The 24,987-nt window shown below is 73.7% G+C and carries 27 protein-coding genes and 3 tRNA genes; 18 read left to right on the forward strand and 12 right to left on the reverse strand.

The genetic code is table 11. The features are described from left to right. Nucleotides 1-232: 232 nt before the first annotated feature. The 3 genes from ACWIZO_RS04635 to ACWIZO_RS04645 all read right to left on the reverse strand — a co-directional run bounded on the left by ACWIZO_RS04635 (nt 233) and on the right by ACWIZO_RS04645 (nt 2,276). Nucleotides 233-355: a hypothetical protein gene (locus ACWIZO_RS04635; protein ID WP_448641346.1), complete on the reverse strand. Its 123-nt coding sequence runs from the start codon at nt 353-355 to the stop codon at nt 233-235. Between the two features lie 186 nt (nt 356-541). Next, the gene (locus ACWIZO_RS04640) at nt 542-1,405 is read right to left on the reverse strand and encodes a hypothetical protein (protein ID WP_448641347.1); all 864 of its coding nucleotides are present in this window, start codon (nt 1,403-1,405) and stop codon (nt 542-544) included. Nucleotides 1,406-1,433: 28 nt separating this feature from the next. Then, the gene (locus ACWIZO_RS04645; protein ID WP_448641348.1) at nt 1,434-2,276 is read right to left on the reverse strand and encodes a DUF2231 domain-containing protein; all 843 of its coding nucleotides are present in this window, start codon (nt 2,274-2,276) and stop codon (nt 1,434-1,436) included. A 236-nt stretch (nt 2,277-2,512) separates the two neighbouring features. Between ACWIZO_RS04645 and ACWIZO_RS04650 the strand changes: the two genes are divergently transcribed. The 4 genes from ACWIZO_RS04650 to ACWIZO_RS04665 all read left to right on the forward strand — a co-directional run bounded on the left by ACWIZO_RS04650 (nt 2,513) and on the right by ACWIZO_RS04665 (nt 5,667). Then, nucleotides 2,513-2,980 (forward strand): GtrA family protein, encoded by a 468-nt coding sequence (locus tag ACWIZO_RS04650; protein ID WP_448641349.1) that lies wholly within the window; start codon nt 2,513-2,515, stop codon nt 2,978-2,980. A 95-nt stretch (nt 2,981-3,075) separates the two neighbouring features. Beyond that, entirely contained in the window at nt 3,076-3,678 is a 603-nt protein-coding gene (gene wrbA / locus ACWIZO_RS04655) for an NAD(P)H:quinone oxidoreductase (RefSeq protein WP_448641350.1), read from the forward strand. Nucleotides 3,679-3,831: 153 nt separating this feature from the next. Next, nucleotides 3,832-5,310, forward strand: a complete 1,479-nt coding sequence (locus ACWIZO_RS04660; protein WP_448641351.1) for a metallophosphoesterase family protein — start codon at nt 3,832-3,834, stop codon at nt 5,308-5,310. A gap of 24 nt (nt 5,311-5,334) precedes the next feature. Continuing rightward, nucleotides 5,335-5,667 carry a hypothetical protein gene (locus tag ACWIZO_RS04665; protein ID WP_448641352.1) on the forward strand — a complete coding sequence of 111 codons (333 nt, stop codon included), beginning with the start codon at nt 5,335-5,337 and terminating at the stop codon, nt 5,665-5,667. Nucleotides 5,668-5,793: 126 nt separating this feature from the next. Here ACWIZO_RS04665 and ACWIZO_RS04670 read toward each other — a convergent pair whose 3' ends face one another. Further along, nucleotides 5,794-6,459 carry an AMIN-like domain-containing (lipo)protein gene (locus ACWIZO_RS04670; protein ID WP_448641353.1) on the reverse strand — a complete coding sequence of 222 codons (666 nt, stop codon included), beginning with the start codon at nt 6,457-6,459 and terminating at the stop codon, nt 5,794-5,796. A gap of 191 nt (nt 6,460-6,650) precedes the next feature. On the opposite strand from ACWIZO_RS04670, the gene ACWIZO_RS04675 reads away from it, so the two are divergent. The 11 genes from ACWIZO_RS04675 to ACWIZO_RS04725 all read left to right on the forward strand — a co-directional run bounded on the left by ACWIZO_RS04675 (nt 6,651) and on the right by ACWIZO_RS04725 (nt 12,950). Then, a tRNA-Glu gene (locus tag ACWIZO_RS04675) sits at nt 6,651-6,723 on the forward strand. A 17-nt stretch (nt 6,724-6,740) separates the two neighbouring features. Next, nucleotides 6,741-6,814, forward strand: a tRNA-Asp gene (locus ACWIZO_RS04680). 26 nt (nt 6,815-6,840) lie between these two features. Beyond that, nucleotides 6,841-6,914, forward strand: a tRNA-Phe gene (locus tag ACWIZO_RS04685). A gap of 214 nt (nt 6,915-7,128) precedes the next feature. After that, nucleotides 7,129-7,380, forward strand: a complete 252-nt coding sequence (locus tag ACWIZO_RS04690) for a helix-turn-helix domain-containing protein (RefSeq protein ID WP_448641354.1) — start codon at nt 7,129-7,131, stop codon at nt 7,378-7,380. A 369-nt stretch (nt 7,381-7,749) separates the two neighbouring features. Continuing rightward, on the forward strand, nt 7,750-8,610 hold the full coding sequence (gene rpmD / locus ACWIZO_RS04695; RefSeq protein WP_448641355.1) for a 50S ribosomal protein L30: 861 nt from the start codon (nt 7,750-7,752) through the stop codon (nt 8,608-8,610). 37 nt (nt 8,611-8,647) lie between these two features. After that, on the forward strand, nt 8,648-9,031 hold the full coding sequence (locus tag ACWIZO_RS04700; protein WP_448641356.1) for a hypothetical protein: 384 nt from the start codon (nt 8,648-8,650) through the stop codon (nt 9,029-9,031). Nucleotides 9,032-9,035: 4 nt separating this feature from the next. Next, the gene (locus tag ACWIZO_RS04705) at nt 9,036-9,563 is read left to right on the forward strand and encodes a hypothetical protein (protein WP_448641357.1); all 528 of its coding nucleotides are present in this window, start codon (nt 9,036-9,038) and stop codon (nt 9,561-9,563) included. A 162-nt stretch (nt 9,564-9,725) separates the two neighbouring features. Next, on the forward strand, nt 9,726-10,838 hold the full coding sequence (locus ACWIZO_RS04710; RefSeq protein ID WP_448641358.1) for an IS630 family transposase: 1,113 nt from the start codon (nt 9,726-9,728) through the stop codon (nt 10,836-10,838). 400 nt (nt 10,839-11,238) lie between these two features. Continuing rightward, entirely contained in the window at nt 11,239-11,565 is a 327-nt protein-coding gene (locus ACWIZO_RS04715; RefSeq protein WP_448642920.1) for a hypothetical protein, read from the forward strand. A gap of 201 nt (nt 11,566-11,766) precedes the next feature. After that, nucleotides 11,767-11,994, forward strand: coding sequence for a hypothetical protein (locus ACWIZO_RS04720; RefSeq protein WP_448641359.1), 228 nt, complete (start codon nt 11,767-11,769; stop codon nt 11,992-11,994). A 476-nt stretch (nt 11,995-12,470) separates the two neighbouring features. Next, nucleotides 12,471-12,950, forward strand: coding sequence for a GNAT family N-acetyltransferase (locus tag ACWIZO_RS04725; protein ID WP_448641360.1), 480 nt, complete (start codon nt 12,471-12,473; stop codon nt 12,948-12,950). A gap of 1 nt (nt 12,951) precedes the next feature. On the opposite strand, the gene ACWIZO_RS04730 is transcribed toward ACWIZO_RS04725, so the two are convergent. Both ACWIZO_RS04730 and ACWIZO_RS04735 read right to left on the reverse strand, forming a co-directional pair. After that, on the reverse strand, nt 12,952-13,968 hold the full coding sequence (locus ACWIZO_RS04730) for a glycosyltransferase (RefSeq protein ID WP_448641361.1): 1,017 nt from the start codon (nt 13,966-13,968) through the stop codon (nt 12,952-12,954). Nucleotides 13,969-14,078: 110 nt separating this feature from the next. Further along, the gene (locus ACWIZO_RS04735) at nt 14,079-14,801 is read right to left on the reverse strand and encodes a phosphodiesterase (RefSeq protein WP_448641362.1); all 723 of its coding nucleotides are present in this window, start codon (nt 14,799-14,801) and stop codon (nt 14,079-14,081) included. A gap of 215 nt (nt 14,802-15,016) precedes the next feature. Between ACWIZO_RS04735 and ACWIZO_RS04740 the strand changes: the two genes are divergently transcribed. Then, nucleotides 15,017-15,217, forward strand: a complete 201-nt coding sequence (locus ACWIZO_RS04740) for a hypothetical protein (RefSeq protein ID WP_448641363.1) — start codon at nt 15,017-15,019, stop codon at nt 15,215-15,217. Nucleotides 15,218-15,309: 92 nt separating this feature from the next. Here ACWIZO_RS04740 and ACWIZO_RS04745 read toward each other — a convergent pair whose 3' ends face one another. The 5 genes from ACWIZO_RS04745 to ACWIZO_RS04765 form a co-directional block, all read right to left on the reverse strand. Beyond that, nucleotides 15,310-16,818 (reverse strand): class I adenylate-forming enzyme family protein, encoded by a 1,509-nt coding sequence (locus ACWIZO_RS04745; RefSeq protein ID WP_448641364.1) that lies wholly within the window; start codon nt 16,816-16,818, stop codon nt 15,310-15,312. After that, nucleotides 16,818-17,795 (reverse strand): phosphotriesterase family protein, encoded by a 978-nt coding sequence (locus tag ACWIZO_RS04750; protein ID WP_448641365.1) that lies wholly within the window; start codon nt 17,793-17,795, stop codon nt 16,818-16,820. Before ACWIZO_RS04750 ends, ACWIZO_RS04745 begins: the two co-directional genes overlap by 1 nt. A 100-nt stretch (nt 17,796-17,895) precedes the next feature. Continuing rightward, nucleotides 17,896-19,467, reverse strand: coding sequence for a mycofactocin dehydrogenase MftG (mftG, locus tag ACWIZO_RS04755; protein WP_448641366.1), 1,572 nt, complete (start codon nt 19,465-19,467; stop codon nt 17,896-17,898). Continuing rightward, on the reverse strand, nt 19,464-20,768 hold the full coding sequence (locus ACWIZO_RS04760) for a class I adenylate-forming enzyme family protein (protein ID WP_448641367.1): 1,305 nt from the start codon (nt 20,766-20,768) through the stop codon (nt 19,464-19,466). The genes mftG and ACWIZO_RS04760 overlap by 4 nt, the downstream gene beginning before the upstream one ends. Beyond that, entirely contained in the window at nt 20,765-21,631 is an 867-nt protein-coding gene (locus ACWIZO_RS04765; RefSeq protein ID WP_448641368.1) for an MBL fold metallo-hydrolase, read from the reverse strand. The genes ACWIZO_RS04760 and ACWIZO_RS04765 overlap by 4 nt, the downstream gene beginning before the upstream one ends. Nucleotides 21,632-21,690: 59 nt before the next feature. Between ACWIZO_RS04765 and ACWIZO_RS04770 the strand changes: the two genes are divergently transcribed. Continuing rightward, nucleotides 21,691-22,233, forward strand: a complete 543-nt coding sequence (locus ACWIZO_RS04770; protein WP_448641369.1) for a hypothetical protein — start codon at nt 21,691-21,693, stop codon at nt 22,231-22,233. A gap of 62 nt (nt 22,234-22,295) precedes the next feature. On the opposite strand, the gene ACWIZO_RS04775 is transcribed toward ACWIZO_RS04770, so the two are convergent. Beyond that, nucleotides 22,296-23,687, reverse strand: coding sequence for a M23 family metallopeptidase (locus tag ACWIZO_RS04775; protein ID WP_448641370.1), 1,392 nt, complete (start codon nt 23,685-23,687; stop codon nt 22,296-22,298). Nucleotides 23,688-23,918: 231 nt separating this feature from the next. On the opposite strand from ACWIZO_RS04775, the gene ACWIZO_RS04780 reads away from it, so the two are divergent. Next, a complete protein-coding gene (locus ACWIZO_RS04780; RefSeq protein ID WP_448641371.1) occupies nt 23,919-24,983 on the forward strand; it encodes a Glu/Leu/Phe/Val family dehydrogenase in 1,065 nt (354 codons plus the stop codon). The last annotated feature ends 4 nt before the right edge of the window (nt 24,984-24,987 follow it).

Genomic DNA, 24,987 nt, shown 5'->3' on the forward strand with positions numbered 1-24,987 from the left:
GCCCGACCAGTCGCCCACGTGCACGGTGAGCCCCGACGCGGCGATCCCCTCGTCGCCCGCGCCCGCTCACCGGAGGGTGTCCGCTCCGGGTGGACCACGCGGCCGGCGTCGACCGGCGGATCGAGAGCGGACCCGACGCCGCTGACGTCCGGCGCGTGCGGTCACCGCACCCCGGCCGTTCCCCAGGAGGTACGGCCGGCCCGGTCGTGGGGACCCGCGCCGCGCGGGCGGCTCAGAGCACGTCGAAGGCGATCAGCAGGACCAGCGTCAGCAGGGCGGAGACCAGCAGGCTGCCGAGGCAGCCGAGGCGGCTGGAGAAGAGGAAGAACACCGACGGGGGGTGCCCTCGGACCATTGGGCACAACCCTGCGTGACGGCCGCCACCCTCCCCGGACGGGTACTACCCGTTCAGGGGATCGCGGCAGCGGAAGCCCGCTACGTAGCGTCATCGCCGGCGCGGAGGACGACCGCCCGCGCCGCCCGACTCCGGTCCGGCCGTCCCGATCCCCCCGGGACGGTCGGACCGGTCCTCGTAGGGGGCTCAGTCGCAGACGCGGTCGACCAGCGCGGCGAGCACGTCCCGCTGCGCCTGGTCCAGCGGCAGGTCCACCGGCACCTGGTCGTCGTCGCCCACGCGCACCGCCATCGGGAAGACGTAGGGCTGCTTGGTCTCGGCCAGCACGTGCGGGTCGCAGGACGCCGACGTGAACTCCACCGGCACCTCCAGGCGGCGCTCCCCCGCCGCGAGCGTCGCCGGCAGGTCCACGCCCACGCCGTAGACCACGTTGCGGCCCAGGCGCACCACCTCCACCGCCCGGTCGTCGTCCCCGGCGCGGGTGAGGACGACCGACCCGGTCGCCGCCTCGCCGTCGAGCGCCAACCCGCTCACGGCGACGTCCGCGACGGCCAGCACGGCCCGCACCGCGCACTCCTCGGTGTGGATCCGGCCGAGCACCTCGGCGGCGAGTGGGACCCGCAGCTGCTCGCTCCCGCCGTCGGGGCGGACGACGGTCAGCCGCGCGGCCGCCGGCTCCGCGGCGCGGTCGCAGACCACCTCGCCGTACTGCGTGGGCAGGTCGAAGCGGCGTCCGGGCGGGAACTCGACCTGCACCGGCCGGTCCGGCACGGGGGCGAAGCCGGCCGACTCGATCGCCACGGAGGTGACCGTGAACGGCTGGGCCCCGGTGTCGGTGACCGTCACCTGCACCTGCCCACCGACCGCCTCGTCGGTGCGCCACTGCCGCACCTCTGCCTCGATGCCGGGGACGGCGGGCACGGACGGGCCGGCGGGCAGCGGGACGGACGAGGACGACGCAGACGACGGCACCGCGGACGACGGGGCGCTGCCGTCCCCCGAGCACGCGGCGCACAGGAGGACGGCCAACCCCACCACCGTCCGCCGCATGCCGCGGCAGCGTAGGCGGGCGGCGCCCCTACTGGTGCCGGCTGGGCAGCCGCGCCATGACCCGCCCGGCCTCCATGCGGACCTCGAGCTTCTCCTGCGGGTTGGCCGCCGGACCGCGCCGCGGCTCCCCGTTCTCCAGGTCGAACGCCGAGTCGTGCCACGGGCAGACCAGGCAGGTGTGCCCGCGCACCTCCTCGACGCTGCCCTCGTACAGCGGGCCGGCCAGGTGCGAGCAGGCCCCGACGAAGACGTCGACCCGGGCGCCCCGGCGGACCGCGGCCAGCGGCGCCGCCACGCCGCTGCCGCTCCCGGTGCGGAGCGCCGGCCGCCCCTCGGGGAGGTCGTCGAGCGGGCCGAGGTCGATCCAGTCCGACGTCAGCGCGCGGGCCGCCGTCGCGGCGTGCGAGGCGCCCGAGGACTGCGCGTAGGACATGTGCCCGCCGATCGCGGCCGAGCCGGTCGCGATGCCCAGCCCGGAGTAGGACAGGACGCGACCGAGCGTGTCCCGCCCCCGGGCCCGGGCGACCAGCGAGCCGACGTAGAGCCCGAGCGCGGCCACGTTGGACACCGCGTGCAGCGCCCCCAGCCGGCGGACGCCGATCTCCTGCTCCGACCAGTCGGCCGCGCCGGCCATGGCGGCGGGCACCGAGACGGCGACGCCGGTGCCGATGAGCACCGTGGCGGCCGGCCGCAGCGGGGGGATGGCGTCGAGCAGGCCGGCCGAGGCCCAACTGCCGACGGGGATCTGCACCAGCACCGGGTGCAGCGGATGGCCGAGCCAGGTGCCGTGCAGGGCGTCCTTGACCGATCCCCTGAGCACCGCGAGCACGGCCTTGCGGGCCGGCTCGATGGCCTTGTCGAAGCTGCTCACGTCCGCGAGTCGGTCGAGGATCCCCATCAGGCTCATGCGCGGGCCACTACCCCGCCGCGGCCCGTCGATACCGGGCAGTCGGCGGCGCGCACGGGACACCGTCGCCGACGGTCACGCCGCCTCGCTCGTGGGCGATCACACACCGCCACCGCAGTCCCCGGCGCGTATTGCGCTCGTCCACCGGGAACTGTCAGTGGCAAGGTCGACAACAACACCGTGCACACCGAGGAGAAGACGTGACCTGCCCGTCGCTGCACCGCCCCGTGGCGGTCGCCGACCTGGTCGGCGACCTCGCCGCCCTGCTGCGGTCCGACGGCGGTGTGGGCCAGTTCGCGCGGTTCGTCCTCGTCGGCGGGTTCTCCAGCGCGGTCTACGGCCTGCTGTTCGTGCTGCTGCGGGGGCTGGGCGAGGTCCCGGCCAACCTGGTCGGCGCGGCGCTGTCCTCGGTGCTGGCCAACGAGTTGCACCGGCGGCTGACCTTCCGCGCCGGCGAGCGGGTCGGCTGGTTCGCCGCGCAGTGGGAGGGTGGCGCCCTGTGCGTCGCCGGCATGGTCGCCACCAGCCTGGCGCTGCGCTGGCTCAACGAGGTCGTCGCCGAGCCCGCCGTCGTCACCGAGATCCTGCTGATCGCCGCCGTCACGGCCACGATCGGCACCCTGCGGTTCCTGGCGCTGCGCTGGGTGTTCCGCCCCCACCACGCCTGACTCGCCGTGTGCGCCTCCGGGAAGAGCGTCGCACTGGTCCCTGTTGGTTGAACGCAAAACCACTTGACCACCCACGAACAGGGAGCCGATCGACTATGACCAAGATCGCCGTCATCTACTACTCGTCCACCGGCAACGTGCACCAGCTGGCCGCCGCCCTCGCCGAGGGCGCCGCGGAGGCCGGCGCCGAGGTGCGCCTGCGCCGGGTCGAGGAGCTCGCCCCGCAGGAGGCCATCGACTCCAACCCGCTGTGGCGTGCCCACGTCGACGCCACCGCCGACGAGGTCCAGGAGGCCACCCCGGCCGACATGGAGTGGGCCGACGGCTACGCCCTGGGGACACCGACCCGCTTCGGCACACCCGCCGCGCAGATGAAGCAGTTCATCGACACCCTCGGCGGGCTGTGGTTCACCGGCAAGCTCGCGAACAAGGGCGCCACCGCCTTCACCAGCGCGCAGAACGCCCACGGCGGCAACGAGTCGACGATCCTCACGCTGTTCAACGTCTTCTCACACTTCGGCGCCGTCATCGTGCCGCCCGGCTACACCGACCCGCTGCTGTTCGAGGCCGGCGGCAACCCCTACGGCGTCTCCAACGCCTCCGGCGGCAAGTCCGCCACCGCGACCGAGGCGGAGCTCGCCGCCGCCCGCTACCAGGGCCGCCGCCTGGCCGAGGTGACGGCGAAGCTCGTCGCCTGACCAGCACCTCCCGCCACGATCAGGTGACCTGATCCGAGCGCGTCCTCCCTGCCCGTGCACCGTCGGGGAGGACGCGCGGCGGTGAGGGAGGACGCCGGCGCCCGCCCTCTGGCAGCCCCGCGCGCCCCCTCGGCCGCCGCTAGCCTCGGCGGGATGGACGAGCCGACGCCGCCACCGGCCGCCGGCCATCGGCGCAGGTGGGCGCGGACCACCGCCCGGTGGTCCGCGCGGCTGCTCGTCGCGGTCGCCGGCGCGGTCCTCGGCATCCTGCTGCTCGGCCGCGTCGAGGCGCCGATCGGCCCCTTCGACGCATCCCTCGCCCTCACGCCCACCGGCGGCGGCGCCACCGTGGAGGTGCCGCCGCTGGGCGCCCTCGCCGTCGACGCCTACGACGGCCCGCTGGGTCTCGACGTCCAGCTGCGCCGCGTCGACGAGGCGCGCGTCCAGGCGCTGGTGGCCGACCCCGCCCAGCTCGACGGCCTGGTCGACCGGGTGAGCGACGACCTGCAGGCCGCCGTCGTCCGGCTGGCGTGGACGACGGCCGCGGCCGGCCTCGGTGGCGCCGTCCTCACCTCGCTGGTCGTCTTCCGGCGCTGGCCCGAGCCGCTGCTCGCGGCCGGCGTCTCCGTCGTCCTGCTCGCCGGCACCGCCGGGCTGGGCGCGGCCACCTGGCGGCCCGAGGCGCTCTCGCAGCCGACCTACACCGGCCTGCTGGTCAACGCGACCAGCCTCATCGGCAGCGCCGAGGACATCGTGGCCCGGTTCGACGCCTACCGGGCCTCGCTCGAGGAGCTCGTCACCAACGTCGGCACGCTCTACTCGGCGCTCTCGGCGCTCCCGGCCCCGGGCGGCCCCACCGACACCGTCGCCCTCCTGCACGTGTCCGACCTGCACCTCAACCCGGCCGGCTTCGACCTGGTGGCGCAGGTGGTCGACCAGTTCGCCGTCGACGGCGTGCTCGACACCGGGGACATCACCGACTGGGGCAGCGAGCCGGAGAACCAGCTGATCAGCCGCGTGGGGCAGCTCGGCGTCCCCTACGTCTACATCCGCGGCAACCACGACTCCGCGGTCACCGCGGGGCTGGTCGCCTCCCAGCCCAACGCCACGGTGCTCGACGACACGGCGACGACGGTCGCCGGCATCACCGTCGTCGGGGCGCCGGACCCGCGCTTCACGCCCGACAAGGACGCCACCGGCGACACCGAGCCGCTGGCGCAGACCGGCGAGGACCTCGCCGACGCCGCCGAGGCGTTGCCCGAGCCCCCGGCGATCGCGATCGTGCACGACCCGAAGCAGGCACCCCCGCTGGACGGCGTCGTGCCGCTGGTGCTGGCCGGGCACACCCACGAGCGCGCGGTCGAGACCCTCGACGACGGGACGCTGCTCATGGTGCAGGGCTCCACCGGCGGCGCCGGCCTGCGCGGCCTGCAGGGTGAGTACCCCGAACCGCTGACCTGCACGGTGCTCTACCTCGACCCGGACACCGGGACGCTGGTCGCCTACGACGACATCACGCTGGGCGGGCTCGGCGAGACCGAGGCGATGATCGCGCGCACCGTCGTGCCGGAGGCCGCCAGTGGCGCGGCCGACCCGGGCGACGGCGGGGCGCCCGCCTCCCCGACGGGCTGACCGCTGCCGCCTACGCTCGCCGGCATGGTCCCGACGACGCGCACCGCCCGCCTGGCCGCCGGACTGCTCGCCGGAGGGCTCACCCTCGCGCCCTTGACCGGCTGCTCGTTCACCTCGGACAACCTGTCGTGCAGCGCGTCGTCGTGCACCGTGACGCTGGACGGGCAGGGCTCCGAGGTCGAGGTCCTGGGCACCACGTTGACCCTGGGCAGCGTGCAGGACGGCCGGGCCCAGATCAGCGTCGGAGGCGCGAGCGTGTCCTGCGGGCAGGGGGAGAGCGTCACCGCCGGGCCGCTGGCACTGGAGTGCACCAGCGTCACCAGCGACGCGGTCGAGCTCACCGCCACGCTGAACTGAGGAAGGACCCCTCTGCCCCCCACCGCTCGCACGCTCGCGGCGGGGACCCTGCAGAGGGGCCGTTCCGGCACGTCACCGGGCGCGCGGCGGGACCTGCAGGGAGCCGTTGCAGCACCCGCGCCGGGCTCAGGCGGGGTCGGCGACCTCCACGACGATCCGCGACGGGTCCTCCAGTGCGTAGACGCGGAACGGCGCCCGCCCGCTGGTGCCGACGAAGGCGACCGTCGTCCCCTCGAACGTCGCGTCGTAGGCGACCTCGGTGACCGTCTCCGTGCCCTGCCCCGGCAGCGGATCGGGGCCCGCGTACTCCTCGACGCCGGTGTCGTACGGGTAACCGACGCCCGTGACGGTCACCTGGAGGACGGCGTCCCCGGCGACGTCGACCGGATCGCCGCTGCCCTGGGAGGTGGCGGCGTCGACGTAGCGGACGTCCCAGCCGGGCGTCCCGGTGCCGTCGACCTCGAACACCACGCGGTCGAAACCGTCGTGGCGGCCGGTGCGGACGTCGGTGACCGTGACCAGGGCGTCCGCCGACGCCTCGGCGGTGTCGGGCTCGGTGTCCGCCGTGAAGGACGGGGCGGGCGTGCCGCCGTCGTCCCCGGCCGCGTCCGTCGCGCCGCTCTCCTCACCGCTGTCTACGGCCGGGTCACCCTCGTCGGCGCCGGACGCCGTACCCGACGCCGGGACGGTGCCGGACGCCGAGGCGGTGGCCGGCTGCTCCCTGGCGCACCCGGTGAGCAGGACCGCCGCGGCGAGGAGGGTGCAGGCGGGGACGAGGGAGCGGCGGGTCACCCCCCGAGCGTCGCAGCCCGCGCGCCCCGGCCGTGGCACCGCCGCGTCCGTGTCGCGGCGGAGGGTCGGGACACCCGCCGGCAGCAGGCGAGGACCGGGCCGCGGACGGCGACCGCCACGCCCCCGCGGAGGGGGGTCCGAGGGCACGTCCGACGACCATGTAGAGTTCTCGCTGCCCCCGGCGAACACGAGCCCCCATCGTCTAGCGGTCCAGGACGCCGCCCTTTCAAGGCGGTAGCACGGGTTCGAACCCCGTTGGGGGCACGCACGACACACAGCAAGGCCCTGTAGCGCAGTTGGTTAGCGCGCCGCCCTGTCACGGCGGAGGTCGCGGGTTCGAGTCCCGTCAGGGTCGCTTCCCCGGTGGAACGTCACCGGGAGGGGCAGGTAGCTCAGTCGGTACGAGCGCTCGCCTGAAAAGCGAGAGGTCGGCGGTTCGACCCCGCCCCTGCCCACACCGAGTGGTTCGCGTAGTCCGAGTGAATCGCTCAGAGATGCCGGCTGACCGCCTGACCTGCACAAACAGGTAGAGCTGGGGGCGCGCCCGGACCGTGGCGGGCGGACGGCGAAGGGCGAAGGGCGAAGGGCGACGATACGAACCCGCCCACTCTCATCTGCGGACGTCACGACGCCCAGAGAACTGTCGCTACCGCGCGGCACAGTGGATGCGTGACCACGGTGACCGATCCGGTCAAGGACACCGCGGCGGATAGCGCCCGCGCGCAGGAACTTGATCGGTTTGGTGTGCGGGTTCGGCAGCTTCGAGAGGCGGCCGGGCTTCGACAGGCGGACCTGGCTGGCCTCGACCACATAGCGATCAGCAACATCGAACGCGGGCTACGAGACGTGGGGCTGGTTCGAGCCGCTGCGATCGCCTGCGCGCTCGGGGTTCACCCTGAAGTCCTCCTCTCCGACGACTGAGACGTCATGCGCGCGGTTGGATGGACGGATGCGACAGGTTCCCACGCCGGAGGCGACGGTCAGGTGTCCACCGTTGGACCCACCGTGTCCGACAACCGCATGGAACCGCCTGCACTCGGCCTGTCGCGACACAACGGGGAGTCCCTGAGGCCGCGAGCCGCTAGGGTCCGCGCAACCGCCGCGAGGGGGTTCGGTCAAGAGCTGGCGGGGAACGGCAAGAGGATTCACTCCGTTGGGCGGATTGACCCGAAAGATTTACATCGCCGTTGCCTGCAGCACCTCTATCATGACACGCCCGAAGTTGCGGCCGAGGATGAGGTGAGCAAGTGTTGATCGTCACAGGCCGCGACGGGATGGGGCACGCACTACATGACCAAGGCGACCGGCAACGCGCGGAAGGGTCGATCCGCCACCCGGAGCGCCGCCACCCCGCCCCCCAGTTCGGACTCGCTCACCTACTTGGTCGTTCGGCAGGTGAAGTCCGAGATCGGGTTGAAGCCAACGCGTCGAAAGACGCTTGCGTCCGGGCTCGGACTGCGGGGGATCGGCCAGACTCGCGTCCATCGCCAGACTCGCTCCGTACTGAAGATGATCGAGCAGGTGAGCAACCTCGTAGAGGTTCACGAGGTCGAACAGGAGGGGACCCTCGGGTCGCCCGTGACCGAGCCGTCTCTCGACGTCCACAACGGGGGGCCCGTCTTGACTGAGGCCTTGTACGAGACTGACGGCGGACCGGCGATCTATTTCGGGTTGGAGGCGGACGCCGGCATCGAATCTGCGCCTGCCTCTTACGTGGCTGCCGAGCGCCACAAGGACTTCTTTAGTCTTGTTTGGTCAACACCCCTCTCTCTGGCCGCCGCAGTGGAGGAGCTCCTCGGCTCCTTCCCAAGGAACGGACCCCACCCTCATCGCACCGCACAGGCCGTCTTCATCGATCAGGATGGAGTGCACAAGACCGGCCTGAAGGAAGCGTTGGCGCAAGCGCGATCCAGCACCCGCCCTATCAGTCTGCTACGCCTTGAGTTTCCCGCGTATACCTTCGTGTGGCGCGGGCCATCCAAGCGCGGACAGGGGCGGCTCGCCGAGATCGGCATGATGTGCACGGTTCCCGATGATGCGTTTTTGGTCGAGTTGGTGGAGCGCACAGGCACCGAGATGCTTAAGAAGCAGTCGTGGAAGTACGTGCATCGTGCCCTGCAGGTTGTCGCCGCAGACGTCGCGTCTGGCTGACACCACGAACCGGCGCTGTCTAGGGCAGACTGTCCCGGTGCGCGTGAACATGGGGGACGAGTCGGTCCACGTCGAAGTTCATCTTGTCGACAGCATCCCGCCAGGGCAGTCCGGGGCGCAGACGGTCACGATCCGCAACTATCTAGCCATAGCGGCGTCGGTCCAGGTGTCGTCCAAGTCCGACACCGCTGACCTCACCTACCAGTCTGGACAGCAGGAGTGGACTGAAGTAGTGCAGGTCCAGCCCAACCGGAGGGGCGTCGCGGGAGTCAAGAAGAAGCCCAACAACCTGAAGCATGCCAACCCAGGAACCTGCACGGGCGCAGGATCGCATGAGGTTGAATTGGCCGCCAGCTACCGAGCGCCGGCCGCCGGGCCGCAGGAAGACCTTGACCCAAGCAGCCTGACCGTCACCTGCTAACGCGATGAATGCAGGGGTTGAGGAAGTTCCACATCTCGCCGTAGCCGCCCCATTCATCGTAGGGGCTGCCCTTATCCTGCTTCTGCAACCCCTCGGCCGATTTGTCAGCGCCTTCTTCGAGAAGGAGGTCGACCGGGTCTTTCAAGTCGCAGACGCCAGGAGTCTTGGCGTTCTCGGGAGCATTACTCCAGCACTGCTCTACCCCGCGAGCCTGCGACAACGCTTCGAACACTCCGCCGACACGCTCGCCAGTGCGACCGCAATCATCGCTCCGGTTGGCTCGGTCCTTGCCCTGAAGATTTCTGGCGTGGTCGATAATGTATCGACCATTCTCATACTGGTGATGGGAGCATGCTTTTTCTTGGTCTTTTCACTACTCCTCGTAAACCCGGGTAAATATGCCACCTTCTCCTTCCCGAAAGGGAAGTTTGCATTGTCGCTAGTAACATGGGTGAGCCTAGTTCTCAACATCAGTGCAGCCGTAATCGCTTACACCTTGGCAGACCCGGTATTGACACAAAGCATGCCATAGGGCTGCCTCAGCGCGAGGCGCGCGTATGCCACCAGGACGGCCACGTCTGGCGCGGGGCCATCCGGGCGTCCTGCGATCAATCATGGACGCCTCGGGGATGCATCCTAGTGCTCCGTCGCGGTGCTCCTTGATGTGATCTCACGGCCAGGGTGACCATTTCTCATGGCCGCGCACGTGCGGGTGGTACAGGTACCGGAGGGCGATCGGCGGGAGCTCACGCGGCGGGTTCGGGACAAGGGCGCACCGGCACGGGTGGTCGAGCGGGCCCGGATCGTGCTGCTGGCCGCCGACGAGGTGCCGGGCAAGCAGATCGCGACGACCGTGGGCTGCGCCGAGGGCACGGTGGTGACCTGGCGTGGTCGCTATGCCGAGTCGGGCCTGGCCGGGCTGGAGGATCTGCCCCGTCCCGGCAAGCCGGCCCAGCTGCCCGAGGCACTGCGGGATCGGGTGCTGGAGCTGACGCTGACCGAGCCGCCGGATCAATTCGGGGCGACGCACTGGTCCTCCCGGCTACTGGCCACCGCACTGGCCGGCGAGGGCACGCCGATCTCGCACGCCACCGTCGCCCGGATCTGGCACCGCTTCGGCGTGCAGCCCTGGCGGGCGCACACGTTCACGTTCTCCACCGACCCGCAGCTTGAGGCCAAGGTCCGTGACGTCGTCGGGCTGTATCTGCATCCGCCGGAGCAGGCGGTGGTGCTGTGTGTCGATGAGAAGCCGCAGATCCAGGCGCTGCAGCGGACCGCCCCGACGCTGCCGGTGCGGCCCGGACACCCGGCGGCGGCCAGCTTCGACTACGTCCGGCACGGCACCACCACGCTGTTCGCCGCGCTGGAGGTGGCCACCGGCAAGGTGACCGAGGCGTGCACCGAGCGGCACCGCCATCAGGAGTTCCTGGCGTTCCTCAAGCAGGTCGCGGCCGCCTATCCCCGCCGCGAGCTGCACGTCGTGGTCGACAACCTGGCCACCCACAAGCATCCGGCGGTGCGTTCCTGGCTGGAGCGCCATCCCCGGGTGACCCTGCACTTCACCCCGACCTCGGGGTCCTGGCTCAACCTGGTCGAGGCGTTCTTCTCGATCATCACCCGGCAGGCCCTGCGCCGCGGCAACTTCCCGACCGTCGCCGACCTGATCGCCGCCATCGAGCGCTTCATCGCCGCCTGGAACGACCGGTGCGCTCCCTTCACCTGGACCAAGGACCCCGACACCGTCATCGCCAAGGCCACCGATCCGCGGCGCCGCAAAACATCAAGCGCGTCCGTTACGGAGCACTAGAGGTCGATGCCGCAGCTTATCCCGGTTCGGCAAGCCTTAGGGTCCTGCCCACCCTCGGCCTGAGGTCGATGCCGACGGCGCGACACGCGCCGCGATGAGCCAATATGTGGGCACGTCGGATCAGCCATGAGGCGCAGTAACGTCATCCCCTTCCCGACCCCTGGAGCCGACCATCCCGTACGGCCTCAACAACCGGCTGGTCATCGCCATCTCGTCAAGCGCCTCTTCGACCTCAAGCAATCGACGCTGCATTCCGTAGCGAGAGCGGGGCCACCTACCGCGAATACCAGGACGAGCACATCAACGACCCGCTGGCTCCGGGAGTCGCCTTCATCCAGCGACTGCCTCACTAAACCATCTCGGCGAGGTCGCATGCGAGCCGCTGATTGTGGTCATCGTGATGTCCCGCAACGATTCATTCACCGGAGTCCGCGCCATGCGCTCAGCCCGGCATCACCGCCTCGCAATGACTCGGGCCATCTTATGCAGGACAGGTCGCCGCTCAGGTTCGTCTAGGGGTTGTCGATGTTCCTCTTGCTCCCGGCTAATAAGGGGACGACCGCGAGGCGGTCAGCCAGGAATTCCCACGGGGCAGGTGCTCCATTCGTCGGCCGTCACAGACGATGACGATGACCTGCGGATGGTCTTGACTTCGACGGTGTGTTCGCAGACGACCAGTCCGAGCGCGTCATGCAGGAGAGCGGCTCAACGCCTTCCACAAGCATGAGGCGACCAACGACGTCACGCCGCATAACCCTGGCCACCCCCGCGACCTCCTCGTTGAGATGAACATGAACCAGTACCGGGAAGAGGAACGGCGCTAGAACGACCCGGAGTCTGAGATCCGCATTCACGTCTCCATCGTGACCACCCAAAGCGCCCCTAATACGAGCGCGCCCTACGCAGCCTCATAGAGTGGGGCGTCACCGTGAACGACGCCTTCCTACTGGGCGGCATCGACACGGGCGAGGTCCTGGAGACCCTGCGACCGCACATCTTCTTCTGGCCAGATCGGCCACCTTCGCTCGGCGTCCCGAGTGGCGCCGAGCGTTTACATCCCCTACGGCGTCACAAACGCCACGCAGTTGCCGGAACCTGCATTAGAATCCCGACTTCATCGGCTGTAGCCGTGACGGACCCGCCGCACGGCCTCTGAGTCAGCTTGGAGAAGCCCCCGTGGATACGGGCCGCGACGCCCGAAATGTCTGCGGAGTTCACGGGATGCCCCGACATCTGGTCCAGTACGGGAAGGCAGCGATCCTTTTGTCACAGGCACCAATCCTCGACGACGCAAACCGATGCCACCTAAGGGATTGTGCACCGAAAGGTATCTCCGACAGCTGTCGGAGATACCGCTCTTTGTCACTATGATGCTGAGGATATACATCACCTATCCCGTGGGCTTGCGCTTGAACACTGCCTTTCCCGGCCCTAACGGCAAAGGGTATCCTTAAAAGGTCCGGTGCCGTCCGCGGCCTTCTGGGGGCGCGGACGGGTCTCCGCTAGGGACCGGCGCGACGCCCGGAGAAACCCCAAAAGTCGGGCACCTGAATATTCGACAGGCCGGAAAAACTTTCAGGCTGGTCACGGTGGTTCTACCACTCACATACTCTCGCCCCTGGACGGAGCCCGGTGGTCGTCGAGCCCCGCGACCCGGCCACCGACCCGGTCCTCGCCGCCCGCCTGCTCGACCTGCAACGCGCCGCCTACGCCGTCGAGGCGCGGCTGATCGGCGACGACCGCATCCCCGCCCTGCACGAGGACCTCCCCGCGCTCCGGGACGCCGGCCTGCACTGGCTGGTGGCCGAGGAGGACGGCGTCGTCGCCGCCGTCGCCTGGCGGGTCACCGACGGCTGCCTCGACCTCGACCGGCTCGTCGTCGACCCGGCGCACGCCCGCCGCGGGCTGGGCCGGGCGCTGGTCGGCGCCGTCCTGACCGAGGCCGCCGGGCGGCGGGTCACCGTCTCCACGGGCCGGGACAACACCCCGGCGCGCCGGCTCTACGCAGCGCTGGGCTTCCGCGAGGTCGGCGAGCGCGAGGTCCTGCCGGGCCTGTGGCTGGTCGACGCCGTCCACCGGGCCGACGCCGCCCACCGGACCGACGGCGGCTGAGTCACACCCCGACCGGCCGGTCGGCCAGCACCTGCCCGTAGACCTGCTCGTGCACCGCCCGCACCGCCGCCTGCTGCCCGGCCCGCCACGCGCGGTCGGCCGGCCGGGGCATCGGCCGGGTCAGCGCCGCCGCCACCGCGGCGCCCAACGAGACCGGGTCCAGGCCGCGCTCCTCGTCGTTGCCGTAGACGACGACGTCGGACCACTGGTCGGCGAACCAGCCGCAGCTCGGCGCCACCACGCGGGTGCCGACGTCCCGGCACACCTCGAGATCGCGCGAGTGGGTGCCGCAGCGCTCCGGCAGCACGGCGACGTGCAGCTCCTGCAGCTGCTGCGCCCAGCGGGCCGGCTCCCGGGTCACCACCTCGAGCCCCTCCACGACGGCGAGGCCGGAGTCGGCGGGCAGCGCCCGTCCCGGCTCGACGAACAGCCGCAACCGCCCGCCGCCGGACACCGCGCCGGAGAGCGCGGCGCGCACCAGCGCGGCCGGCTCGGGAACCGCGGTCCGCCCCGTACCCAGCGCCAGCCCGACGAGGCCCCGCTCGGCGCCGGTGTCCGGGTCGGCCGCGGCGAGCGACGGGTGGGCCACCACGATCGCCGTCCGCCCGAAGCGCTCGGCGATCTCGTCGGCCGCACCCGGCGTCAGCGTGAAGACGACCTCGGCCGTGGCCAGCAGGGCGGCGAGGTGCGCGTCGTGGCGGGAGCGGGCCGGCTGGTCGGGATCGCGCAGCTGGTGCACGGTCACGACCAGCGGGACGCCGGTGCGCCGCAGCGCCTCGGTCCAGCTGACCACCTCGTCCTCGGGCAGGTGGCCGTAACCGGTGTGCACGTGGACGACGTCGACCCGCCCGGCGTGCGCGGTGAGGTAGGCGGGGTCGAGCCACGGGCTGGGGTCGTGCCCGGGGCCCACGCGGACCGCGGTCGCCGGCAGCACGGCGTCGACGTAGGCGTCACCGTGCGGGACCGCGGCGACGCGGACCGGCACGGGGGACACGGACGAGGTCAGGGCGTGGACCACGCGAGCGGGCACTCCTCCTGCGGTCGAGCACGCGACGGCAGGGCGGTGCTCCTCGACGATCTACGGCAGTTCCGGTACCCGAGCCCAGTGCCGCACAACCGTCTGCGGTGCTACCGGATGACGCTGCTCACCCGTCCGGGCCGGCCCTGGGCGAGGGCGCGGCCCTCGCGCGCGGCGGCGTACGCCGGCGCCCGGAAGCGGGCCATCGGCCCGTCGGCGAGCAGCCCCGGCGGCGGGTTGCGGACGGCGTCGAAGCGCAGGTCCGGGTCGAGCTCGGCCACCGGTGCGGTCAGCGTCAGGCGGCCGAAGGACACCCAGTCCTCCGCACCGCGGGCGACCAGCAGCCGGAACACCAGCCCGCGCTCGGCGACCGCGGCGGCGACCGGACGGGGGTCGGACGCCACGCCGTCGGGACCGTCCGGGACGGCGGCCAGCCGCAGCGTCCCCGCCGGCGAGCGGTAGCCCATGAAGGAGGAGTAGCTCGACGCCGCGTCGACCCGCGGGACCGGCAGGAACCGCGTCCAGCGGCCGCGGCCGCCGGTCGACAGCAGCAGGTCGACCGGCCGCTCCCCACCGGGCAGGCGGACGGCGAGGCCGAGCAGGTCGGGCAGCGGGGTGGGCAGTCCCGCCCCGCGGGAGAGCCGGACGACGGCGGGCTCGCGGCCCGGCTCCTCCAGCCAGCGCACGCCCCAGCCCCGCGCGCCCCCGGTGCGCTCGAGGACGGCGTCGAGGACCACCCCGCGGGGGTGCATGGGCTTGCCGGCCCGCCACCGGGCCAGGGTGCCCAGCGGCACCGCCGCGAGCCGGCCGGCCAGCCTCGCCAGGTCCTGCACGACGTCCCCCTCCCCGGCGCGCCGACCTCCGGGCACCAGGGGCGGCCCTACCCGCGGCGGCCGGGCTCTCCCCCGTTCGGCGTGTTCCGTTCGCCACCGGCGACCGGACACGGCCGGCACGCGCCGTCCACCGGCGACACCTGCCCGTGTCGGAGCCGGATGTCCGTCGTCTTTCGCCCTGTGACACGGACCGGTTCACTACCTACCGTGAGTGCGTGCTCACGACGCTCTTGGTCATCGGCGGGGTCCTCGTCGGGCTCCTCCTGCTCCTCGCGCTGATCGTCACCCTGAGCGCCCGGCCCGCGACCCGCCCGGCCGGCCGGCCCGCCGGCTGGGTGGCCGACGCCGGCCGGCCGCACCCCGACGCGTGGGCGCCGCCGAGCGGCACCACCGAGGAGATGCGCACGGTCCGGTGACCGTCCCCTGACCCGGCGTCCCGGCGGCTGCGGACAGCGCGCCGCCGGGACAGCCCGGAGTCCCCGTCCTCCGCGGCGACTCCCCGCGGCCCTCAGCGCAGCGGCCGGCCCCACTCCGTCTCCTGCCGCAGCACCGGCTTGAGCACCTTGCCGCCGGGGTTGCGCGGCAGCACGGCCGGGCGCACGGACACGAACTGCGGCACCTTGAAGTCGGCCAGGTGCGCGCGGGCGTGCGCGAGCACGGCCTCGACGTCGAGCTCGGTGCCCGGCAGCGGCACGAGGACGGCGCCCACCTTCTCCCCCATCATCGTGTCGGGCACCCCGACCACCGCGACCTCGAAGACGCCCGGGGCCGCGGCGAGGACGTTCTCCACCTCGACGCAGTACACGTTCTCGCCGCCGCGGTTGATCATGTCCTTGGCCCGGTCGACGACGTAGGTGAAGCCCTCGTCGTCGATGCGCGCCAGGTCGCCGGTGTGCAGCCAGCCGTTGACGAAGGTCTCCGCCGTCGCCTCGGGCTTGTTCCAGTACCCCTGGACGACGTTCGCCCCGCGGATGAGCAGCTCGCCGACGCCGGTCCCGGGGTCGGGATCGACCACCTGCAGGTCGACCACCGGCGCGGGGAAGCCCACCGAGGAGGCGTGCGTGCCGGCGTAGTCGTGCGGCAGGAACGTGGAGATCGACGAGGTCTCCGACAGCCCGAACCCGTTGCCCACCCGCGCGGCGGGGAACGCCTGCTTGATCCGCTGCACCAGGTCCGGGGCGATCGGCGCACCGCCGTAGGTGGCGAACCGCACGCCGCTCACGTCGACGTCGGCGAAGCCCTCCTGGCTGATGGCCAGCCAGAAGATCGCCGGCACCGAGGTGACGACGGCGACCCGCTCCTCCGGGATCAGCCGCAGGAAGCGGCCCACCTCGAACGCCGGCATGACCACGGCCGCCGACCCGCCCTGCAGCGCGACCAGCAGCTGGCTGTTGCAGCCGGTGACGTGGAACAGCGGCACGCTGATCAGGTTGCGCAGCGACGGGTCGTGCCCCGACAGCCCGACCACCCGGCGGGCGGTCTCGGTTTTGCTGAGGAAGTTCTCGTGGCTGGTCATCGCGCCCTTGGGGAAGCCGGTGGTCCCCGAGGTGTAGAAGATCGCGGCCAGGTCCGAGCGCTGCAGGTCCTCGGCGACGTGCGGGTCGCCGTCGGGGAGCGGGGTGCCGGGCTCGAGCACCACCCGGGCCCCGCTGTCCTCGACGACGTAGCGGGCCTCGGACTCGGTGAACCGGGTGTTCACCGGCACCGCGACCGCGCCGGTCATCAGGGTGCTGAAGAAGCCGAGCACCCAGTCGACGCCGTTGCCCAGCCGGATCGCCACCCGGTCGCCGCGCTGCACGCCGGCCGCGCGCAGGCCACCGGAGACGCGGGCGGCGGCGTCCCACAGCTCCTGGAAGGTCAGCCGCGGCCCGTCGACCTCCACGACGGCCTCGCCGCCGGGATCGCGCTCGACCGACGTCCGCAGCATGGCGACGACCGAGTCGGGCAGGTCGGTGTAGTGCTTGACGCCGGCCGCGTCGCGCTCGACGCCGGTCTCGTCGAAGGGGTGCAGGGTCATCAGTACCTCCCGACGTTCTCGAAGTACCGGCGCGGGTTGTCCACCAGCATCGTGGTGATCTGCTCCTCGGTCACGCCGTGCTCGCGCAGGTAGGGCAGCACGTCCTCGTGGATGTGCGTGTAGTGCCACTGCGGCAGCAGGTCCATGACGCCCGGGGCCAGCCAGTCGATGTAGCAGGAGGCGTCCTGCGAGAGCACCATCTGCCCGGCGAAGCCCCGGCGGCACATCTCCACGACGATGTCGGCGCGCGCCTCGAACGTGGTGTCGAGGTTGATGCCGAAGCGGTCCATGCCGAGCACGAAGCCGGCCTCGGCCAGCTCGGTGAGGTGGTCGGCGTCGGTGCTGTCGCCGCTGTGGCCGAGGACGACACGGCGCGGGTCGACGCCCTCGTCGCCGAGCACCTTCTGCACCTGCAGCCCGGTGTGGCTGCCCGGGTGGGTGTGCACGGTGATCGGCACGCCGGTGGCGCGGTGCGCCTTGGCCACGGCCCGCATCACCCGCTCGACGCCGGCGGTCAGGCCCTGGTGGTCGATGGCGCACTTGAGGACGCCGGCCCGCACGCCGGTGCCCGCGATGCCGTTCTCGATGTCGCCGACGAACATGTCGACCATCGGGTCGGGGACCTCCGCGCCGACCGCCTCGTCGAGCGCCGGGCCGCGGTAGTGGAAGAAGAACGGGACGTCGTCGTAGGTGTAGCAGCCGGTGGCGACGACGATGGTGAGGTCGACCTGCTCGGCGATGCGCTGGATGCGCGGGATGTAGCGGCCCAGGCCGATCACGGTGGGGTCGACGATGGTCCGGACGCCGGTCGCGGCCAGCTTCGTCAGCTTCTCGACGGCGTCGGCGACGCGGTCGTCCTCGCTCCCCCACTCCTCGGGGTAGTTCTGCTGGACGTCGGCGTTGAGCACGAACACGTGCTCGTGCATCAGCGTCGGGCCGAGCTCGGCGGTGTCGACGGGGCCTCGGACGGTCTGCACCTGCGGCACGGGATGGGTCCTCTCGACGGGGGGCTGCACCACGGGGGCTGCAACACGGGGGCCCGACGTTAACCGAGGTGTGATCCGGACCACGAGGGGGTCAGCCGGCGCCCATCAGGTCGGCGGCGCGCTCGCCCACCAGGACGGCGGTCGCGGCCGGCCCGCGGGTGGGCACCTCGGGCAGCACGGACAGGTCCGCCACCCGCAGGCCCTCGACCCCGCGCACCCGCAGGTGCTGGTCGACGACGGCGCCCGGGTCGCCGTCGGGTCCCATCCGGGCGCTGCCGGCCAGGTGCTGGGCGGTGGCCAGGTGCGCGGCGACCCAGTGATCGAGGGCGGTGTCGTCGGCGAGGACGTCGTCGGTGGGGTCGGAGCGGGCGGCCACCAGCGGGGCCAGCGCGCGGGTGCGCAGCAGCGCGGCGGCCAGCCGCACGGCCTCGCGCAGCCGCCGCCGGTCGGCCGCGGTCGCCAGGTAGCCGTGCGCGATGCGCGGCACGGCGGCGGGGTCGGCGCCGGCCAGGGTCAGCTGCCCGCGGCTCTCCTCCCGGTAGAGGCCGGCGGCCAGCGACAGCGTGCGGTGGTCCCCGCCGCCGCCGGGGACCACCCGCCCCCACGGCCGCAGCCACGGCAGCACCTCCAGGTCGCCGGGCACCGGCGAGCCCTCGGACGTGGCGTTCAGGCAGCTGTGCAGCGGCAGTGGCCAGTCGCCGTCGGGCAGCCCGGCGACCGGCGTCCACGGCAGGTAGACCAGCGGGTGGTCGCTGAGTCCGGCGCCCACGCCCGGGGCGTCGGCGACCACGCCGATCCCGTGCTCGCGCAGGTGCGCGGCCGGGCCGACACCCGACAGCAGCAGCAGCTGCGCGGAGCCGACGGCGCCGGCGGCCAGCACGACCTCGGCGGCGCGCACCGGGCCGGCGTCGGTGTCCACGCCCACCGCCCGGCCGCGCTCGACGAGCACCCGCCGCACCCGCACCCCGCCGCGCACGGTCAGCCCGGGCAGGCCGCGCCGCGGCGAGAGGTAGGCCATCGCGGTGTTGACCCGGACGCCGTCGCGCACGGTGAACGGCACCGGCCCCCACCCGGGCGGGCCGCCGGCGTTCTTGTCCGGCTCCTCCGCGACGCCGAGCTCGGCCGCCGCGGCCGCGAGGCCGTCGGTCAGCGGGGAGCCGCCGGTCGGGCGGCCCACCGGCAGCGGCCCGCCGGCGCCGTGGCCGGGCCGGTCGCCGTAGTCCCGGTCGGCCTCCAGGCGGCACCAGGCCGGCAGGGTGGCCGCGAGGCTCCACAGGTCGTTGCCCGCGGCGGCCCAGCCGGCGTGGTCGGCCGGGGTGGCGCGCACGAAGTAGCCGCCGTTGACCGCGCTGGACCCGCCGGCGCCGCGCCCCCGGGGCAGCGGCACCCGGACGCCCGGGGTGAGCTCGGTGGTGAGCGACCAGTTCGCCGGGTGCCCCGGGACGGTGGCGCCCAGGGTGGCGGCATCGCGCAGGTCGGCCGGGAAGTCGCCGGGCCGGGCGCGGTCGGCGCCGGCCTCCAGCAGCAGCACGCGCCGCCCGGCGTCGGCCAGGCGCGCGGCCAGCGCGCAGCCCGACGAGCCGGCGCCCACGACGACGACCTCCGCCTCGGGGGTCACGGCCTCGGGGGTCACCGCCTCGGGGGTCACGGCCTCGGGGGTCACAGCCCGAGGACCGCCGGCAGGTCCAGCCGGCGCACCTTGCCGGTGGAGGTGCGCGGCAGCTCGCCGACGGGGTGCAGGCTCTTGGGCCGCTTGGCCGGGGACAGCCGCTCGCGCGCCCAGGCGGCGAGCTCCGCGGGGTCGGCGTCGCCCACGTAGGCGGCCACCACCCGCTGGCCCCACTCGCCGTCGGGGACGCCGACCACCGCGCTCTCCACCACGCCCGGGTGCGCGTCGAGGACCGCCTCGACCTCGGCCGGGTAGACGTTCACCCCGCCGGAGATGACCAGGTCCTCGCGGCGGCCGTCGAGCCAGACGGTGCCGTCGTCGTCGACCCGGCCGAGGTCGCCGACGGTCACGCGGTCGCCGCGCCAGGCGGCCGCGGTCTTGTCCGGCGCGCGCCAGTACTCGAACCGGGCCCACCGCGGGACGGCGCACCACAGCTGGCCGCGCTCGTCGGTCTCCAGCCGCCGGCCCGGGCGGGCGCGGCCGACGCTGCCCGGGTGCGCGCGCCAGTCCTCCGGCGAGCAGACGGTGAACTGTGCCTCCGTGGAGCCGTAGAACTCCCAGACGCTGCCCTCGGGCGCCGCGCCGAGCACGGCCCGCTTGAGCGGCTCGGGGCAGGGCGCGCCGGCGTGCACCAGGCGGCGGAAGGAGCTCCAGTCGACGGCGCCGTGCGCGAGCAGCCGCTGCAGGTGGGTGGGCACGCAGAAGGCGGTGGTGGGCCGCAGCGCGCCGATGGCCTGCGCCGCCCGGGTCGCGTCGAACGGGCCGGGCAGCAGCACCTCCCCGCCGGCCAGCAGGGTGTGGACGGCGAAGCGCAGCGGCGCCGAGTGGTGCAGCGGCGAGAGCACCAGGTGCCGGTCGCCCGGGCCGAAGCCCCAGAGGTCGATCTCCTCGGCGGCCAGCGCCCGGGCGTCGTCCTCGGCCAGGACGCCGGACCACACGCCCTTGCGGCGGCCGGTGGTGCCCGACGTGTAGTGCATCGGCCGGGCCAGCGGGACGTCGGCCAGGTCGGCCTCGGCGGTGCCCTCGAGCAGCCGGTCGGGCGCGGCGCCGGCGTCCAGGGCGGGGTCGGCGTCCTCGGCCAGCGCCGCGCGCTCCGCCGCGGGCAGCGCGGGGTCGAGCACCACGGGGACGACGCCGGTGCGCAGCGCCCCGAGGACGACGGCCAGCAGCGCCGGCGAGGACGCCGCCGAGACGAGCAGCCGGTCGCCGGGCCGCAGGCCGCCCGCCCGCAGCGCCGCCGCGGCCCGCCGTTGGTCGTGCTCGCTGTCGGCGGCCCGGACGACGGGGACCGTCACGGCAGCCGCACCCGGTCGCCGTCGACCTGCACGTGCCCCTCGGCGGCGAGCTTGGCCAGCGTGGCCCGGGTGGACTGCGCCGCGGCCGGCCACAGCGCCTGCGGCACCTCGGCGTAGACGTCGGCCACCAGCGCGTCGACCGTCCCCGCGCCCCGGACCAGCGCCGCCAGCAGCTGGGCCTCGCGGAACGCGCGGTGGGCCAGGTAGTAGTCGAGGACGGCGGTGGGGTCCTCGGTCAGCTCGGGGCCGTGGCCGCAGTAGAGCGCGCTCGGGCCGAGGTCGTGCACCCGGCGCAGGGACTCCAGGTAGGCGACGACGTCGCCCTCGGGGTGGGTGACCACGGAGGTGCCCCGACCCAGGACGTGGTCGCCGACGAGCACCGCGCCCGACTCCAGCCGGAACGCGACGTGGTCGGCGGTGTGCCCGGGCGTGGGGACGACGTCCAGCACGGTGCCGGCCAGCCGCAACCGCTTGCCCGCCTCGAGCACCCGCCCGCGCGGGCCGGCGACGGCGGCGTCGGCGGCGGCCACCGGGGCGCCGAAGCGGGCTCCCCAGGGCTGCGCGGCCTCGGCGTGGTCGCCGTGGTGGTGGGTGACCAGGACGGCCACGCAGCGCGCGTCGCGGGCGGCCAGCGCCTGCTCCACCGCGGCGAGGTGGGCCGGGTCGTCGGGCCCGGGGTCGACGACGACCACCTGGCCGCTGCCCGGCTCGCCGACGAGGTAGGTGTTGGTGCCGTCGAGCGTCATCCCCGACGGGTTGGGCGCCAGCACCCGCGTCACGAGCGGCTCGAGCGCCGCCGTCCGCGGCAGCGCGCCGGGCGCCGGGAGGTCCCAGGAGGTCCGCGGGTCGGCCGGGGCGTGCACACCCGGCACGGTAGCCGCGCGCCGGGGCGGGCCGCCTGCCCGGCGGCTAGCCTCCCCCCATGCGCTCCCTGTGGTCGAGGTCCCGTCCCGTGCTGGTCACCGCGGCCGCCGCCGTCCTGCTCACCGCCTGCGGCGGCGGGGGCGAGGGGTCCGACAACGCCGAGGAGTCCGCGGAGGTCACCAGCGCCGAGACCAGCTCCAGCGCGGCGTCGTCGACCGGCGCCAGCAGCTCGGCGGCGAATTCCACCAGCGACGACCCCGCCGTCGCCCAGTTCTGCGCCCAGGCCGCCCAGTTCGACGAGCTGGGCAACCAGCTGACCGCGGCCACGCCCGAGCAGCTGCCCGGCCTGCTGCAGCAGGCGGCGGCCGCGTTCGACAGCGTCCAGCCGCCCGCCGAGATCGCCAGCTCGTGGCAGGTCGTCGGCGACGCCGTCCAGGCCTTCTCCGACACCGCCAACTCGGTGGACGCCACCACCCCCGAGGGCCAGCAGCAGCTGCAGACCGCGGCGCAGGACTTCGTCGGGGTCGCCGGCGGCCCCGACGGCACCGCCGTCCAGCAGTTCGGCCAGGCCAACTGCGCCTCGGCGGCACCCACCAGCTGAGTTCGGCCCCCTGCAGGGGCCCGCTGCGAGCCTGCGAGTGGCGGGGGGCAGGGGGTCCTTCCTCAGCAGCCGCTGATGCTCACCCCGCGGGCGCGCAGCCACGGCACCGGGTCGACCTGACCGCCGTACATCGCGCCGGACGGGTGGACCTCGAAGTGCAGGTGCGGGCCGGTGGACTGGCCGCGGTTGCCGACCTCGGCGATGAGCTCCCCGGCGACCACGCGCTCACCGGTGCTGACGTACTCGGCGTTGACGTGGCCGTAGACGGTCACCGCGCCGTCGGTGCCCCGGATGTAGACCGCCACGCCGAAGCCGGTGGCCGGCCCGGTGCGGACGACGGTGCCGGAGGTGGCCGCGTAGATCGGCGTCCCGATCGGGGCGGCGATGTCGACGCCGCCGTGCAGGGCGCCCCAGCGGAAGCCGTAGCAGCTCGACGTCCGGCCGGAGGTGGGCTTGACGTAGTTGCCCCCGCCGGCCGACGCGGCCGCGGTCGCCGACCCGGACGACGAACCCGAGCCCGACCCCGACCCCGACCCCGACCCGGAGGAGGCGGCCGACGAGGCGGCGGCCCGGGCGGCGGCCGCGGCCGCGGCGGCCTCCTCGGCGGCGCGGGCGGCGGCCGCGGCGGCGGCGGCCTCCTCGGCGGCCTTCTGCCGCTGCCACTCCTGGTAGGCGTCGCGGGCGCCCTGCAACTCCAGCAGCTGGATCTGGGCGGCCTGCAGCTGACCGTCGAGGTCGGCCTTGTGCGCGGTGGCCGCCTCGACGGCGCCCTGCTGCTGGGCGACCTGCGCGTCGGCGGCGGCCTTGGCGGCGGCCGCCGCGTCCTCGGCGGCGGCCATCTCGTCACGCGTCTGCCGCGCCGTCGACTCGGCGTTGGCCTGCTGCACGCGGGCGACCTCGAGCTGGTCGAGCACGTCGACCTGCGTGTCGCCGACGTACTCGAGCATCGCAGCCCGCTGCACCAGCTCGCCGGGGCCGGCGGAGTCCAGCAGCGCGGCGGCGGTGGTGAGGGTGGCGCCGTTGACGTAGCTGTCGTGGGCGAAGCCGGCGATGCGGCCGAGGGCGGCGTCGACGGCCCCCGTGGCCGCCTCCAGGTCCGCGGCGGCCTGCTCGGCGGCCGCCTGGGCCACCCCGAGTGCCTCCTCGGCGGCCAGGTAGGCGGTGCCGGCGGCCTCGGCCTGCACGGCGAGGCGCTCGAGCTCGGTCTCGGCGGCGGCGACCTCGGCGGCCAGCCGGCCCACCTCCGCGGCGGCGGCCTCCTGCGTGGCCTCGGCGTCGGCGAGCTGCCCGTCGGTCGGGTTCGGCGGCGGCGCGGGGACGGCCGACGCCGGCCCGGCCACGCCCAGCAGGACCGCCCCGGTGAGCAGACCGACCAGTGCGCCGCGGGCGCCCCGACGACCCCGTGCTCCTCCGGCGGGACCGGACGGGCGCCGGCCGGGACGGCACTGCAGCATCGATCGCTCCCTGGGGAAGAGGGTGGCGCGGGGGCCGGTCCAGCGTCGCACCGGTGACGTCCCGTCACGTGCACAGCACGCGGCACGGGTGTCACCCGGGTCCCACGGGACGCCGTCTCCCACATCCGTCCCTCCTGTTGTCGTCACCCGGACGGGGGACCTTGAGGCCGGCGGGCGATCGGGTTTCCCGGATCCCAGGGGGCCGTGACGCCCGCGTCTAGGGTCGGGACCGTGGACGTCTTCGGATCCGGCGCTGAACAGGTCGTCTTCTGCTCCGACCCCGCGTCGGGGCTCCGGGCGGTCATCGCCGTCCACTCGACGGCGCTGGGTCCCGCGCTCGGCGGCACCCGCTTCCACCCCTACGCCAGCGAGGACGACGCGGTCGCCGACGCCCTGCGCCTGGCCCGCGCCATGGCCTACAAGAACAGCCTCGCCGGGCTCGACCTCGGTGGCGGCAAGGCCGTCGTCATCGGCGACCCGCGCACCGACAAGACCGAGGCGCTGCTGCGGGCCTACGGCCGGTTCGTCGAGGCGCTGGGCGGCCGCTACCTGACCGCCTGCGACGTCGGCACCACCAACGCCGACCTCGACGTCGTCGCGCGCGAGACCCGCTTCGCCCACGGCCGCTCCGAGGTGTACGGCGGGTGCGGGGACTCCTCGGTGCTCACCGCCTTCGGCGTCTTCCAGGGGATGCGCGCCGCCGCCCTGCACCGCTGGGGGTCACCCACGCTGGCCGGGCGGACCGTCGCCGTCGCCGGGGTCGGCAAGGTCGGCTCCTGGCTGGTCGACCGGCTGGTCGCCGACGGCGCCGACGTCGTGGTCAGCGACGTCGACACCGCCGCGGTGGAGCGGGTGCTCGCCCGGCACACCGGCGTCGACGCCGTCGACGACACCGCCGCGCTGGTGCGCACCCCCGCCGACGTCTACGCCCCCTGCGCCCTCGGCGGCGCCCTCGACGACGAGACCGTGGCGGTGCTGCACGCCGAGGTCGTCTGCGGCGGGGCCAACAACCAGCTCGCGCACGACGGCATCCCCGACCAGCTCACCCGGCGCGGCATCCTGTACGCCCCCGACTACCTGGTGAACGCCGGCGGGGTGATCCAGGTGGAGGACGAGCGGCACGGCTTCTCCTTCCCCCGCGCCGAGGCCAAGGCCGCGCGCATCTTCGACACCGCGCTGCGCGTCTTCGAGACCGCGGCCGCCGAGGGGGTCTCCCCCGCCGTGGCCGCCGACCGGCTCGCCGAGCAGCGCATCGCCGCGGTGGGCCGGCTGGCCACCATCCGCCTGCCCCGCTGAGCCC

Source organism: Geodermatophilus sp. URMC 63, from assembly GCF_053502565.1.